This window comes from Massilia norwichensis (assembly GCF_024753245.1).
GTDB lineage: Bacteria > Pseudomonadota > Gammaproteobacteria > Burkholderiales > Burkholderiaceae_D > Telluria > Telluria norwichensis.
This window is the reverse complement of record NZ_JANUGX010000001.1, coordinates 372,391-387,461: the sequence shown is the minus strand read 5'-3', so window position 1 is coordinate 387,461 and position 15,071 is coordinate 372,391. Positions and strand designations below refer to the sequence as shown.

Genomic DNA, 15,071 nt, shown 5'->3' with positions numbered 1-15,071 from the left:
CATAAAAAAGAAATCTGTTCATTAAATTCTTCCCGCGCCAGATCGTCCAAAACGACAGCGGGAGAGGAGACGAGCATGGCCGGACTCTCGCACGATGACGCAAAACCCCTGACAGGGCCGGCGGCATGAGCCGCCTGCCGCCGGTGCCGCTCGAGGCATTGCCGCCGGATCTGGGCGCGGCGGTCGAACGCGGCCGCGCCAGCCGCATGCTCGGTTCCACGCTCCCGGTCCAGGTCTGGGCGCATCGGCCGGAAGCGGCGGCATCCTGGCTCGCCACCCTCGAGGCGATGCACCTGCGCGGCGTACTGCCTGGCCGCCTGAAGGAACTGGTGCGTCTCAAGATCGCCTCGATCACGAACTGCAAGGCCTGCCAGCTGGCGCGCAAGGACGATAGCGTCGGCGAGGAAGATCTGGCCTGCCTGTCCTCGAGCGCGGCGCGCTTCACGCCGGCCGAGCAGGCCGCACTACGCTATGCCGAGCTGTTCGCGGCCGACTACACGGCGATCGACGACGCTCTATTCGACTTGCTCAAGCGTCACTTCGCCATTGCCGAGATCGTCGAGCTGAACATGTTCTGCGCGCTGATGCTGGCCGGCGGCCGCATGACCTATGTGCAGCAGGCCTACGAGGACAAGCCATGAGCAAGCTGCCCATCCTGCAAGGCATCCGCGTGATCGAATTTGCCGGTGGCATCGCCGGTCCGGCCGCGGGACTGCAGCTGTCGGAGGCCGGCGCCGACGTGATCCGGATCGAGCCTCCCGGCGGCGCACCCGACAGCGATGCCGTGCTGTTCTCGGTGCTCAATCGCGGCAAGCGGCGCCTGGGGCTTGACCTCGACAGCACGGCCGGGCGCGCGGAGCTGACGCGACTCCTGGACGACGCCGACGTGCTGCTGCATGACATGGGACCGGCGCAGGCCGCCGCGCAAGGCCTGGACGATGCCGCGCTGAGCCGCAGCCATCCGCGCCTTGTCATTGCCGCCATCGCCGGCTGGCCGGGCAGGCATCCGCTGGCGAACGCGCCGGCACGGGAAACCCTGGTGCTGGCGCGTCTGGGCCTGCTCGACGAGCAGCCCGGCCACCGCGACGGCCCGGTCTTCGTGCGCATGCCCTTCGCCAGTTGGCTGGCGGCCTGGTTCTGCGCCGTCGGGATCATGGCCCGCCTGATCGCGCGCCGCCGCGACGGCCGCGGGGGCGTCGCCCACACCAGCCTGGCCCAGGCCGCCCTGGCGCCGATGAGCATGCACTGGTCGCGTGCGCAGCAGCCGACGCCGGCGTTCGCCCGGGGACTGTCGAAAACGACGCCGATCCCGCTGCACCGCTGCCTGGACGGCGACTGGGTCCACGTGCATTATTCGCCCGACAAGGCGCCCTGGATGGCCGAGGCGCTGGCGGCCATGGGGCCTGCGGCGGTGGCGGCGGAGAACGCCAAATATCCGCCCAGCCATGTGGCGCCGAATTTCGGCGCCAACAAGGCCATCATGGCCACCCGTCCGGCACGTGAGTGGGTGGAACACTTCTGGGCGCACGACGTCGCGGCACAGGTGGCGGCGCCCTTCGGTGCTATCTATGCCAGCACGCAGGCCCGGACCAACGGCTATGTGGTCGCGCTCGACGACCCGCGGCGCGGCAGGGTGCTGCAGCCAGGGCCGGCCTATACGGGCGAGCCGCCGCCGCGTGTGCGTGGACCTTTGCAGGCTCTCGAACAGGGGGCGCCGGCGGCGCCCCGGCCCCGGCCCCAGGCTGCGCCCGCGGCGCCGGCCTGCGACGCCGCCTTGGCGCCGCTTGCCGGCATCAAGGTGCTCGACCTCGGCGCCTACCTTGCCGGCCCCTTTGCCACCATGCTGCTGGCGGACCTCGGCGCGGAGGTGATCAAGGTCGAACCGCCGAATGGCGACGCGATGCGGCGCCTCGAGCGCGTCTTCGCGGGTACGCAGCGCGGCAAGCTGGGCGTCACCCTCAAGCTCGGCGTACCCGGCGCCACGCCTGCGCTGGCCGCCCTGGTGCGCTGGGCCGACGTGGTGCATCACAACATCCGGATGCCGGCCGCGCGCAAGCTGGGCGTCGACCATGCCGCCCTCCGTGCGATCAAACCCTCGCTGGTGTTCTGCCATATCAGCGCGTATGGCCCGGCGGGCGAACAGAAAGACTGGCCGGGCTTCGACCAGCTCATGCAGGCGGCCTGCGGCTGGGAGACTGTATGCGGCGGCGCCGGCAATCCGCCGATGTGGCTGCGCTTCGGGGTCGGCGACTATTTCGCCGCCTTGTCCTCGGTATTCGCGGTCTTGCTGGCGCTGTACCGGCAAGGCGAGGACGGGCAAGGGCGGATGGTCAGCGCCTCGCTGCTCGGCGCGACCCTGCCGACCCTTGCCGAAGCGGTGATGCTGGCGGATGGCTCGATCACCCCCATCGCGGCATTGGACGGGGCCCAGACCGGTGTGTCGCCGGACCATCGCCTCTACCGCTGCCAGGACGGCTGGCTGGCGGTGGCGGCGCTGGACGCATCCGAAGCGCAGGCCCTGGCCGCGCTGGCCGGCGCACCCGCGCAACGCGAGGCCTGGTTCGCGGCGCGCCGGCGCGAACAGGCGCTTGCGCTGCTGCGTGACGCGCGCGTGCCGGCCGAGCCGGTGCTTGAGCGGCAGGGCGAGGCCTTCCACGACGATCCCGGCCATGCGGCCGCCAGCCTGCACGCGCGCTACCGGCATGCCGTGTACGGGGAACTCGAGCAGGTCGGCGCGTTCTGGGACTTCGGCGACCTGCCGCTGACGCTGGATCGAGCGCCGCCGGCCCTGGGCCAGCACAGCCGGCAAGTCTGGGAAATGCTCGGCCTGGACGCCCTCCAGGTCGCCGCGCTCGAGCAACAGGGCTTGAGCACCACCATGCAAGCATCGGACCGACATCCGTGAACGAACTCGATTTTTCAGGCAAGACCGTGTTGGTCGTCGGCGGTTCCAGCGGGATCGGCAACGGCATAGCCCAGGCCTTCCGAGCCCGCGGCGCCGAGGTGTACGTGTGGGGCACGCGCCCCGGCGCCGCCGATTATGCCGATTCGCCCGATTCGGACCTGGAAGGCCTGCACTACGCCCGGGTCGACGTCGCCGACGCCGCGGCGGTGGCGGCAATGGCGCCGCCCTTCGAGCGGCTCGACGTGCTGGTCTGCGCGCAAGGGATCGTGCGCTATCGGCGCGTGGAGTTCAAGGTCGATGCTTTCCGCGAAGTGGTCAACCTCAACCTGGTCAGCCTGATGGCTTGCGGCGACCGCTTCCACGGCATGCTGGCGCGGGCCGGGGGATCGATGATCATCGTCAGCTCGGCCGCCGCTTTCCACTCCACTGTCGGGACGCCGGCCTACAACGCATCCAAGACCGGCGCCTTCGGCCTGACGCGTACCCTGGGCGAGGCCTGGGCGCGCGACGGCATCCGCGTCAACGGGATCGCGCCCGGCCTGGTGGCGACCAAGCTGACGCGCGTGACGACCGATCACCCCGACCGGCTCGAGTCGGCGCTGAGGAAAATCCCGCTGGGACGGCTCGGCACCCCGGGCGACATGGCCGGGGCGGCGCTGTTTCTCGCCTCGCCGCTGGCGGCGTACGTGCTCGGCCAGACCCTGCTGGTCGACGGCGGCCTGCTGCTCGCCTGAGCGGAGCCGGACGAACTTACACTATCGGGAGACAAGACATGGCATGGGATTTCGAGACCGATCCGCAGTTCCAGGCGGAGCTGGACTGGATGGCGCAGTTCGTGCGCGACGAGGTGGAGCCGCTCGAACACGTACTGGGCAGCCCCTGGAACATCCACGATGCACGCTTCGACCTCCTGGTGCGGCCGCTGCAGCGCCAGGTGAAGGAGCGCCGCCTGTGGGCCTGCCACCTGGGGCCGGAACTGGGCGGGCCCGGCTATGGACAGGTCAAGCTGGGCCTGATGAACGAGATCCTCGGGCGCGCGCTGTTCGCGCCCATCGTGTTCGGCGCCCACGCGCCCGATTCCGGTAACTGCGAGATCCTGGCCGCCTACGGCACGCCGGACCAGAAGAAGCGCTTTCTCGAGCCCTTGCTTGCCAACGAGGTGGTCTCCTGCTTCGCCATGACCGAGCCGCAGGGCGGCGCGGATCCGAAGGTCTTCACCTCGCGCGCCGTGCGCGACGGCGCCGGCTGGGTGATCGACGGCCAGAAGTGGTTCGCCTCGAACGCGCGCTATGCCGCCTTCTTCATCGTGATGGCGGTCACCGATCCGACCGTCTCGCCCTACCAGGGCATGAGCATGTTCGTGGTCCCGGCCGATACGCCTGGCATCGAGATCATCCGCAACGTCGGGGTCGCCGACGATCCCGAGGCCACGCACGCCTATCTGGACTTCCGCCAGGTGCGTGTCGGCGCCGACTGCATGCTGGGCGCGCCAGGGGAGGCGTTCGCGATCGCCCAGGTGCGCCTGGGCGGTGGGCGCGTGCACCACGCCATGCGCGTCGCCGGCCAGGCGCAGAAGGCGCTCGATGCGCTGTGCGAGCGCGCGCTGTCGCGCAGCACCCAGGGATCGGCCCTGTCGGACAAGCAGATGGTGCAGGAAAAGATCGCCGACGCCTGGATCCAGCTCGAGCAGTTCCGCTTGCTGGTGATGCGCACCGCCTGGCGCATCGACAAGTACCACGACTACCAGAAGGTCCGCAAGGACATCGCGGCGGTCAAGGCGGCCATGCCGAAGGTCCTGCACGACATCGCGTCCAGCGCCCTGCAGGTGCACGGCTCGATCGGCGTCTCGGCCGAGATGCCCTTCGTCGGCATGATCGTGCGCGCCTACCAGATGGGACTGGCGGACGGCCCGACCGAGGTGCACAAGGTGACGCTGGCGCGCCAGCTGCTGCGCGACTACGCGCCGTGCGAGGCATTGTTCCCTCCCTACCACCGTCCGACCGCGGCGGCCGCGGCCGCCGACAAGTTCCGCGCGGTGCTCGCGTGAACGCGACGGCGGCGCAGGCCGGCGCGCATGAGGCGCTCGACCTGGATGCGCTGGCGCGCTGGATGGACCGGCAGGGCCTCGGCGAGGGAGCGATCGGGACCGTCACGGCCTTGACCGGCGGCACCCAGAACATCCTGCTGCGCTTCCGGCGCGGCGCCGGCGCGGAATATGTGCTGCGTTGCCCGCGGCCGGGCGCGAGTCCGGAGGCCCGGCGCGGCTTCCTGCGCGAAGCGCGGCTGCTGCGGGCGCTGCATGCGAGCGCGGTGCCGCATCCGGAACTGATCGCCGCCTGCGACGACAGCGAGGTGCTGGGCGTGCCGTTCTACCTGATGGCGCCGGTGGAGGGTTTCACGGCCACGCCCCATCCGCTGCCCGCGCCCTACGCCGTGAATGCCGACTGGCGCCGGCAACTTGGGCTGGAAATGGTCGACGGCCTGCTGCGGCTGGGGAAGATCGACCCGGGACGGGCCGGGCTGGCGGATTTCGGCAAACCAGACGGTTTCCTCGAGCGCCAGGTGCCGCGCTGGCTGCGCCACCTCGACGAATGCCGGCAGTACGCCGGATGGCCGGGGCCGCGGGCGCTGCCCGGGGTGGACGAGGTGGCGCAGTGGCTGCGCGAGCGGGTGCCGGCCCGGTTCACGCCCGGCATCCTGCACGGCGACTATCACTTCGGGAACGTCATGTTCCGGCGCGACAGCCCACGCCTGGCGGCCATCATCGACTGGGAGCTGGCGACCATCGGCGACCCGCTGCTCGACCTGGGGTGGCTGGTCGCCACCTGGCCGGACGCGCAGGGCCGCGGCGCCGGCACCATCCGCATCGCGCCAGCGGCTGGCCTGGCCACGCCGGCCGAGCTGGTGCAGCGCTACGGCGCCGGCAGCCGGCGCGACCTTGCCGCCATCGACTGGTACGTGGCGCTGGCGCGCTTCAAGCTCGGCATCATGCTGGAGGCAAGCCATGCCCGCTCATGCGCCGGCTTTGGTCCTCGCGACACCGGGGTGCAGCATCACGCCGCGGCCGTGCGGCTGCTGGAACAGGCGCGGGACGCCATCGGGGCCGGTCATGCATAGCGCCGCGGCGGAAAAGGATGAAACGGCACCGCAGCGCGGCATGCACCTGGCGCTGGGCGCAATGGTCGCCTGCCAGGTCGGCCTGCATGCCTGCGTGCAGGGTGTGCGCCTGGCTGCGCCCCTGAACGTCCTGCGCCTCGGCTGCTCGGCCTGGTCGGTGGGCCTGGTGATGACAATGTTCGCGCTGTTCCCGGCGCTGCTGGCGCTGCCGGCCGGTCGCCTGGCGGACCGCCGCGGCTACCACCTGCCGGTACGCATCGCCGCCGTTTGCTCGCTCGGCGGCACCCTGCTGGCGGGCGCACAACAGAACCTCTTCACGCTATGCGCGGCCGCCGCCCTGTGCGGCGCGGGGTCCGGCTTCGGCATGATTGCGATCCAGCGCAGCGCCAGCCGGCTGGCTCGCAGCGACAGCGAGCGCCTGCAGGTGTTCAGCTGGATCGCGCTGGCGCCGGCGCTGGCCGGGCTGTTCGGACCAATGCTGGCGGGCCTGTTGATCGATCACGCCGGATTTTCCGCGGCCTTCCTGGCGCTGGCGCTGCTGCCCGCCGCCACCTTGCTGGCGGCGCAGGCGGTGCCGCGCGAGGCGCCGCGTCCGGTCCCGGAACCGGGTGGGCGCAAGAGCTCGGCCTGGGACCTGCTGCGGCTGCCATCCCTGCGCCGCCTGCTGTTCATCAGCTGGGTGGTCTCGCTCAGCTGGGACGTGCACGGTTTCGCTCTGCCACTGTTGGGCGTCGAACGCGGCCTGAACGCTTCCGCGCTGGGCCTGGTGCTGGCAGCCTATGCGGCGGCGTCGATGACGGTGCGGCTGCTGATGCCCTTGGTCGTGGGACGCCTGTCGCGCCGGGCCTTGCTGTGCGGCGCCTTGGTGCTGACCTGCGCCGTGTTCGCCGCCTATCCGCTATTCCTTAGCGCGTGGGCCATGGCGGCCTGCGCGGCCATCCTCGGCATCGGGCTGGGACTGGTGCAGCCGGCCATCCTTGCCACCCTGCACGAGGTGACGCCGCCCGAGCGCCAGGGAGAGGGCCTGGCGCTGCGCTCGATGGCCCTGCACGCATCGATGGCCGTGATGCCGCTGCTGTTCGGCGCTATCGGCGCGGGCATCGGCGCCGCGGCCTTGTTTTGGCTCATGTCGGCCGCACTCGGCCTGGGCAGCCTGCAGGCGCGCACCATCCATCCCGATCGCGGCAGCTGAACATGCTGCGAAACGACGGCACGAAGCATTCACGAGGAGAACATATGGAACTCAAGGACAAGCGCCTGATCGTCACCGGCGCCGCCGGCGGCATCGGCGCCAGTGTGCTGCGCGGCCTGGTCGCGGCCGGAGCGCGGGTGGTCGCGATGGATGTGAGCGACGCCGCGGGCCGCGAACAGGCCGCGCGCGCCGATGCGGCCGGGCCCGGGGCCGTCAGCTATTTCCACTGCGATGTCCGTTCCCGGTCCGAGGTGGAAAGCGCGTTCGGCGCGGCCGTTGCGTGGCTGGGCGGTCTCGACGGGCTGGTCAATATCGCCGGCATCGAGCGCGCCGCGCCCGCCGAGGCGATCGGCGACGCCGACTGGGACCTGATGTTCGACGTCAATGCGCGCGGCACCCTCAACACCAACCAGGCCGCCTTCGCGCACCTGCGCGAGCGCGGCGGGCGCATCCTGAACTTCGGCTCGGCGGCCGGGGTCATGGGCCTGCCCGGCTGTGCCCATTACTCGGCGGCGAAGGCGGCGGTGCTGGGCTGGACCCGCACCGTGGCCAAGGAATGGGGACGGCATGGCATCAGCGTCAACGCCGCCGCCCCCGGCATGTGGACGCCGATGTACGAAGCGCACCGCGCGCGCATGGATGCGGAAGCGCTGGCCGCGCACGACCGCATGATGGCCGGCCTGATCCCGCTCGGCGGCAGGCTGGGGGATCCGGATCGCGACATGACGCCCTTCGTCGTGTTCATGATGGGCGAGGGCGCCCGCTTCATCACCGGCCAGACGCTGGCGGTCGATGGCGGGCTGATGATCCCCTGAGGGCGGCGCCAGGGGCGTGCGTATTGCTTGGCATTTCTGCGTAAATAGAGCACTATCTTGAAAAGTGTTCAAATAACGATGGAGGATGACAATGAGCAGTACCAAGAACGTGAGCCTGGAGAGCGCCTACTCGGGCGTGGCGGACAACTACCGCGGCGAGGACGTGGACCTGCATGCGATCTACCGCGACATGCGCCGGAACTCGCCGATCATCGCCGAGAACTTCATGGGCAAGCTGGGCGTGCCGAACATCGCCGGGCTGGATCCGAACCGCCCGACCTTTACGGTGTTCAAGTACAAAGAAACGATGGCGGTGCTGCGCGACGCCGCCAACTACACCAGCGGCTTCATCGCCGAAGGGCTGGGCGCCTTCTTCGACGGCCTGATCCTGACCGGCATGGACGGCGAGGCGCACAAGAAGGCGCGCGCGCTGCTGCAGCCGATCTTCATGCCCGAGGTCGTGAACAGCTGGCGCGACACCAAGATGGATCCGATCGTGCGCGAGGAATTCCTGCTGCCGCTGGTCGCCAACAAGAAGGCCGACCTGATGGACTTCGGGCTGCTGTTCCCGATCCGCCTGATCTACGCGCTGATCGGCTTCCCCGGCAACGACCCCGAGAAGATCAAGCAGTACGCGGCGTGGGCGCTGGCGATCCTGGCCGGGCCCCAGGTCGACGCCGAAAAGGCCGCGCAGGCGCGCAAGGCGGCCATGGAGGCGGCCAAGGCGCTGTACGACGCCACCCGTGAAGCCGTGGTCGAGGTGCGGGCCAAGGGCGCCGAGGGCGATGACCTGATCAGTCGCCTGATCCGCGCCGAAAGCGATGGCCGCCGCTTCGACGACCACGAGGTCACGACCTTCGTGCGCTCGCTGCTGCCGGCCGCCGCCGAAACCACCACGCGCACCTTCGGCACCTTGATGACCCTGCTGCTGGAACGGCCGGACCTGCTGGCGCGCGTGCGCGCCGACCGCAGCCTGGTGCCGAAAGCCATCGACGAAGCGATCCGCTTCGAGCCGGTGGCCACCTTCAAGGTGCGCCAGGCGGCGCAGGACCTGGAACTGGCCGGCATGGCGATCCCGAAAGGCGCGATGGTGCAATGCATCGTCTCGTCCGCCAACCGCGACGAGGAGGCCTTCGAGCGCAGCGAGGAATTCGACATCGACCGCAAGCTTAAGCCCTCGTTCGGTTTCGGTTTCGGGCCGCACATGTGCATCGGCCAGTTCATCGCCAAGACCGAGCTGCAGGTTGCGGTCAACGCCGTGCTCGATCTGATGCCGAACCTGCGCCTCGACCCCGGGCAGGCGCCGCCGCGCATTACCGGCGCGCAACTGCGCGGGCCGAAGCACGTCCATGTGATCTGGGATTGATCGATCCGCCAAAAATGAACAGAAAGCGAAAATGTGTTTAATGTTTTCGTTTTCTGTTCTAAAATTGACAGCAGAAGAAAACCGTTCGCTGTTGGGGCGAATTCCATTTCCTTGGAGACAAACATGAAATTTGAAGACCTGATCCTCGTCAGCGTGGACGACCATGCGATCGAACCGCGCGGCGCTTTCGACCGCCACATGCCGGCCAAATTCAAGGGCCGCCAGCCGCGGGTGGACAACATCAAGGGCCGCGACGTCTGGGTCTTCGAAGACCGTGCGACGGGCTACATGGGCCTGAACTCGGTGGTGGGGCGCCCCAAGGACGAGTACGGCATGGAGCCGCTCTCCTACGAGCAGATGCGCCGCGGCACCTGGGACATCAAGGCGCGCGTGGACGACATGAACGCCAACGGCGTGCTCGGCTCGCTGTGCTTCCCGACTTTCCCGGGCTTCGCCGGCCAGCGCTTCCAGATGATGAACGACAAGGAAGTCAGCCTGGCGGCGATCCAGGCCTACAACGACTGGCACCTGCACGACTGGTGCAATGCCGCGCCCGGCCGCTTCATCCCCCTCATGATGGTGCCCTGGTGGGACATGCAGGCCGCGGCCGCCGAGGTCAAGCGCCTGGCGGCCCAGGGCGTGCACGCGCTGACCCTGTCCGACAACCCGACCGTGCACGGCTACCCGTCGATCCACAACGACCACTGGGACCCGCTGTGGAAGGCCTGCGCCGACAACGACGTCGTCATCTGCTGCCACATCGGCACCGGGGTCAAGGCGGCCCACGCATCGGACGAATCGCCGATCGACGCCTGGATCACGTCGATGCCGATCTCGATCTCGAACTCGGCGGCGGACTGGATCTGGGCGCCGATGTGGAAGAAGTATCCGAAGCTGCGCATGGCCCTGTCGGAAGGCGGCATCGGCTGGATTCCCTACCTGCTCGAGCGCGCGGACTTCACCCACAGCCACCACCACGAATGGACCAACTCCAACTTCGGCGGCAAGAAGCCCAGCGAGATCTTCAATGAACACATCATCACCTGCTTCATCGAAGATGCGTTCGGCCTGAAGAACCTGGATTCGATCAACGTCGACAAGGTGACCTGGGAGTGCGACTACCCGCACTCCGACTGCACCTGGCCGTATTCGGCCGACGTGTTCTGGAAGCAGGCGCAGCACCTGTCGGACGAGGTGATCAACAAGATCACCCACTTGAACGCGATGCGCGAGTTCTCCTACGACCCCTTTGCCATTCTAGGCCGCGAAAACTGCACCGTCGGCGCGCTCAAGGCGCAGGCCACCCACGTCAGCATCGAGCCGGCTCTCGGCCTGGGCGGCGCGGCGCCGGAACGCGATCCGAGCCGTCCGGTGACGTCCGGCGACATCAACAAGATGTTCGCCGCCGCCGACGCCCAGACCGCGCTCTGAGCGCACGCCGGCGCAGGCCGGCATTCGTCGCTGCGCGCCGGCCTGCGCGCGCAGCGGTCGATCCACGCCCATTCGAACCATGAGCGACCATGTCCATTGACCAGTTCACCTACAGTCCCATTCCGCCCGAGGCGGAGGCGATCCGCGCGCAGGTGCGGGGCTTCCTCGCCGACGCGCTGGCCGCGGTCCCGCCGAGCCGGCGCGCCGAATCCTGGATGGGCTTCGATGCCGGCTTCAGCCGCCGCCTGGGCGAGCGCGGCTGGATCGGCATGGCCCTGCCGAAACGCTATGGCGGCGCCGAGGCCAGCCCCTTCGCGCGCTATGTGGTGATCGAGGAACTGCTGGCGGCCGGCGCGCCGGTGTCCGCGCACTGGTTTGCCGACCGCCAGAGCGGTCCCCAGATCCTGCATTACGGCAGCGCGGCCCAGAAGGATTTCCACCTGCCGGCCATCTGCCGCGGCGAGCAGTTCTTCTGCATCGGCATGAGCGAGCCGAACTCCGGCTCCGACCTGGCTTCGATCAAGAGCAGCGCGCGGCGCGCCGGCGACAAATGGATCGTCAACGGCCAGAAGGTGTGGACCACGAATGCCCAGCGCTCGCACTACATGATCGCCTTGCTGCGCACCGATCCCGAGAGCCGGCGCAACGAGGGGCTGTCGCAATTCATCGTCGACCTGTCGCTGCCCGGCATTACGATCCGTCCGATCAAGGACCTGACCGGCGCCAGCCACTTTAACGAAGTCTTCTTCGACGACGTGGAACTCGACGCCGGCGCCCTGATCGGCGCCGAGGGCCAGGGCTGGGCCCAGGTCACGGCTGAACTGGCCTTCGAGCGCAGCGGGCCGGAACGCTTTCTGAGTTCGATCGCGCTGCTGCAGTCGCTGGTCGAGGCGGTGGGCGCCGACCCCGACGCCTTGCAGGCAAGGGAGATCGGCCGCCTGACGGCGCGGCTCATCAACCTGCGCCAGATGTCGCTCGCGGTCACCGCCCACCTGGCGGCCGGCCGCAATCCGGCCTGGGAAGCTTCGGTGGTCAAGGACCTGGGCACCAGCTTCGAGCAGGAGATCCCGGAGCTGGCCCAGGCGCTGCTGGAGGTCGTGCCCGCCACGCGCGGCGGCAGCGAGCATGCGCGGATACTGGCCTACCTGATGCAGGAGGCTCCTTCATTTTCACTGCGCGGCGGTACGCGCGAAATTCTCCGCGGGATCATCGCGCGCGGACTGGGAATGCGTTAATCATGAGACAAATGTTCGATTCCACGGTCGAGCGCCTGTTCGCCGACCTGGCCAGCCCCTCGGCGGTGCTGGCCTGCGAGGACGGCGCCTGGCCGCAAGCGATGTGGGCGGCTGTCGAGGAGTCCGGCTTTCCGCTGGCGCTGGCGCCCGAGGCACTGGGCGGGGCCGGCGCCAGCTGGGCGGACGTGTGCGGCGTGATCCGCCTGGCCGGTCGCTACAACCTGCCGCTGCCGCTGCCGGAAGCGATGCTCGCCAACTGGCTGCTGGGCGCGACCGGGCTGGCGCCCGCCGCCGGCGCGGTCAGCGTCGTCGGCGCCGGCTCGCTGCGGCTGCAGAACGGTGCGGTGAGCGGCGAAGCGCTCGAGGTGCCCTGGGGCGACACCGTACCGCTGGTGGTGGCCGTGACCGGCGGCCCGGAGCCGGCCGTGGTGCTCTTGCCGACCGAAGCGGCCAGCCGGCGCGATGGCGCCAACACCGCCGCCGAGCCGCGCGCGACGCTGTTGTTCCAGGATGTGGCGCCGGTGGCGCAGGCCAGCCTGCCGCAGGGCTGGCCGGCCGATGTGCTGCTGCTGGGCGGCGCCATGGTGCGCGCCGCCCAGATCGCCGGTGCGCTGGAAGGCGTGCTGGCGCTGGCAAGCACGTATGCCGGCGAGCGCGTCCAGTTCGGCAAGCCGATCGGCAGCTTCCAGGCGATCCAGCACCAGCTCGCAGTGCTGGCAGAGCACACGGCCTCGGCGGTCATGGCGTCGGAAGCGGCGTTCGCAGCGGCGGAAACGCGCATCGTCCGGCTGCAGGCGATCGCGGCCAAGATCTGCGCTTCCGAGGCGGCCGGCATCGGCGCCGGCGTGGCCCATGCCGTGCACGGCGCGATCGGCTTCACGCACGAACATACGCTGCACCTGAGCACGCGCCGGCTATGGTCCTGGCGCAGCGAGTTCGGGTCGGCCAGCGCCTGGTCGCAGCGGCTGGGCAGGGCAGTCTGCGCCGCCGGCGCGGAAAGCTTCTGGCCCGGCGTCACCGCCGGCCATGTCGCTACCCTGCAGGAGCAGAGCGCATGAGCCCATTCCTGAACATCGAGCGCGAGGGCGCGATCCTGACCGTGCGCATGGACAGTCCGGAGACCCGCAACGCCCTGACCAGTCCATCGCAGATGCAGGAATTCGTCGACCTGTGCGCGGCGGTGCGTCTGGATCGCAGCGTCAAGGTGGTGATCCTGACCGGGAACGGCCCGGCCTTTTGCGCGGGGGGCAACGTCAAGGACATGGCCGAGCGCGGCGGCATCTTCGCCGGCTCGCCCTACGAAGTCAGCGAAAGCTACCGCAACGGCATCCAGCGCATCCCGCTGTGCCTGTACAGCCTGGAGGTGCCGGTGATCGCGGCCTTGAACGGCCCGGCGATCGGCGCCGGCCTCGACCTCGCCTGCATGTGCGACGTGCGGATCGCGGCCGACAGCGCCAAGTTCGCCGAGAGTTTCGTCAAGCTGGGCATCGTTCCGGGAGACGGCGGCGCCTGGCTGCTGCCGCGCATCGTCGGCATGCCCAAGGCCAGCCTGATGGCGCTGACCGGCGACACCATCGACGCCGCCACCGCCCTGGCCTGGGGCCTGGTGACCGAGGTGGTGCCGGCGGCGCAGCTGCAGGAGGCCGCGCTGGCGATTGCGCGGCGCATGGCCGCCAATCCGTCACACGGCCTGCGCCTGACCAAGCGCCTGCTGCGCGAGGGCCAGCACATGCGGCTCGATTCGCTGCTCGAGATGTCGGCCGCCTACCAGGCGCTGGCCCATCACACCGAGGACCACGCGGAAGCGGTATCGGCCTTCCTGGGCAAGCGCGAACCGCAATACAAGGGCCGCTAGGCCCGATCTACATCAGGAGAGGCAGCATGCGCAGTGTGTTCCGTGAAGACCACCATATGTTCCGCGAGATGGCCCGGCGGTTCATCGAGAACGAGATCGTGCCCCACCTGGCAGAGTGGGAGCACGCCGGCATCGTGCCGAAGTCCGTATGGCGCAAGGCCGGCGAGGTGGGGCTGCTGTGTTCGACCGTGCCCGAAGAATATGGCGGCGCCGGCGGCGACTTCGGCCACTCGGCCGTGATGATCGAGGAACTGGCGCGCGTGAACGCCACCGCGATCGGCTTCACCACCCATTCCGAGATCGTGGCCCCGTATATCGTGGCGTATGGCAGCGAGGAACAGAAGCAGCGCTGGCTGCCGAAAATGGTCAGCGGCGAGACGATCGGGGTGATCGCCATGAGCGAACCGGGGATCGGCTCGGACCTGCGCTCGATGCGCACCAGCGCGCGGCGGGACGGCGACGATTACGTGGTGAACGGCCAGAAGACCTTCATCACCAACGGCGGCAACGCCGACCTGATGGTCACCGCCACCAAGCTGGACCCGAACGCGAAGGAGCTGACCCTGATCTGCGTCGAGGCCGATCGCCCGGGCTTCTCGAAGGGCAAGCTGCTGGAAAAGATCGGCCTGAAGGGCCAGGACACCTCGGAGCTGTTCTTCGACGAAGTACGGGTGCCGGTGGCGAACCGCCTGGGCGAGGAAAACAAGGGCTTTTCCTACCTGACCCACCAGCTGGCGTGGGAGCGCACCATCATCGGCCTGCGCGCCGCCGCCAGCATCGAAGCCCTGCTCGACGACACGCTGGAATACGTCCGCGAACGCAAGGTGTTCGGCAAGCCGGTGTTCGACTTCCAGAACACCAGGTTCAAGCTGGCCGAATGCAAGGCCCAGGCCACGATGCTGCGCGTGTTCGTCGACGACTGCCTGGCCAAGGCCATGCGCGGCGAGCTGTCGGCCGAGGTGGGCGCGATGTGCAAGCTGCTGGGATCGGAAATGCAGGGCAGGGTGCTCGACGAGCTGCTGCAGCTGCACGGCGGCTATGGCTTCATGAGCGAGTACAAGATCAGCCGCGCCTGGGTCGACGCCCGCGTCGCCCGGATCTACGGCGGCACATCGGAGATCATGAAAGAGATCATCGCCCGCTCGCTGTAGCGCC

The 15,071-nt window shown here is 69.2% G+C and carries 13 protein-coding genes; all 13 read left to right on the top strand.

Translation table 11 applies throughout. The features are described from left to right. The first annotated feature begins 125 nt into the window (after positions 1 to 125). Complete coding sequence (locus tag NX782_RS01670) at positions 126 to 641, top strand: carboxymuconolactone decarboxylase family protein (protein ID WP_258843751.1); 516 nt, start codon at positions 126 to 128, stop codon at positions 639 to 641. After that, the gene (locus tag NX782_RS01665) at positions 638 to 2,905 is read left to right on the top strand and encodes a CoA transferase (protein ID WP_258843750.1); all 2,268 of its coding nucleotides are present in this window, start codon (positions 638 to 640) and stop codon (positions 2,903 to 2,905) included. Before NX782_RS01670 ends, NX782_RS01665 begins: the two co-directional genes overlap by 4 nt. Then, positions 2,902 to 3,639, top strand: coding sequence for an SDR family NAD(P)-dependent oxidoreductase (locus NX782_RS01660; protein WP_258843749.1), 738 nt, complete (start codon positions 2,902 to 2,904; stop codon positions 3,637 to 3,639). Before NX782_RS01665 ends, NX782_RS01660 begins: the two co-directional genes overlap by 4 nt. A gap of 38 nt (positions 3,640 to 3,677) precedes the next feature. Continuing rightward, entirely contained in the window at positions 3,678 to 4,952 is a 1,275-nt protein-coding gene (locus NX782_RS01655) for an acyl-CoA dehydrogenase family protein (RefSeq protein ID WP_258843748.1), read from the top strand. Next, a complete protein-coding gene (locus NX782_RS01650; protein WP_258843747.1) occupies positions 4,949 to 6,022 on the top strand; it encodes a phosphotransferase family protein in 1,074 nt (357 codons plus the stop codon). Before NX782_RS01655 ends, NX782_RS01650 begins: the two co-directional genes overlap by 4 nt. Further along, a complete protein-coding gene (locus tag NX782_RS01645) occupies positions 6,015 to 7,214 on the top strand; it encodes an MFS transporter (protein WP_258843746.1) in 1,200 nt (399 codons plus the stop codon). Before NX782_RS01650 ends, NX782_RS01645 begins: the two co-directional genes overlap by 8 nt. Positions 7,215 to 7,258: 44 nt before the next feature. After that, entirely contained in the window at positions 7,259 to 8,029 is a 771-nt protein-coding gene (locus tag NX782_RS01640; protein ID WP_258843745.1) for an SDR family NAD(P)-dependent oxidoreductase, read from the top strand. Between the two features lie 91 nt (positions 8,030 to 8,120). Then, on the top strand, positions 8,121 to 9,395 hold the full coding sequence (locus NX782_RS01635; protein ID WP_258843744.1) for a cytochrome P450: 1,275 nt from the start codon (positions 8,121 to 8,123) through the stop codon (positions 9,393 to 9,395). Between the two features lie 123 nt (positions 9,396 to 9,518). Further along, positions 9,519 to 10,826 (top strand): amidohydrolase family protein, encoded by a 1,308-nt coding sequence (locus NX782_RS01630; protein ID WP_258843742.1) that lies wholly within the window; start codon positions 9,519 to 9,521, stop codon positions 10,824 to 10,826. Between the two features lie 89 nt (positions 10,827 to 10,915). Then, the gene (locus tag NX782_RS01625; RefSeq protein WP_258843741.1) at positions 10,916 to 12,061 is read left to right on the top strand and encodes an acyl-CoA dehydrogenase family protein; all 1,146 of its coding nucleotides are present in this window, start codon (positions 10,916 to 10,918) and stop codon (positions 12,059 to 12,061) included. Between the two features lie 11 nt (positions 12,062 to 12,072). Next, a complete protein-coding gene (locus NX782_RS01620; RefSeq protein ID WP_258843739.1) occupies positions 12,073 to 13,119 on the top strand; it encodes an acyl-CoA dehydrogenase family protein in 1,047 nt (348 codons plus the stop codon). Then, positions 13,116 to 13,916: a crotonase/enoyl-CoA hydratase family protein gene (locus NX782_RS01615; RefSeq protein ID WP_258843738.1), complete on the top strand. Its 801-nt coding sequence runs from the start codon at positions 13,116 to 13,118 to the stop codon at positions 13,914 to 13,916. The genes NX782_RS01620 and NX782_RS01615 overlap by 4 nt, the downstream gene beginning before the upstream one ends. A 26-nt stretch (positions 13,917 to 13,942) precedes the next feature. Continuing rightward, a complete protein-coding gene (locus NX782_RS01610) occupies positions 13,943 to 15,067 on the top strand; it encodes an acyl-CoA dehydrogenase family protein (protein WP_258843737.1) in 1,125 nt (374 codons plus the stop codon). Positions 15,068 to 15,071: the final 4 nt, after the last annotated feature.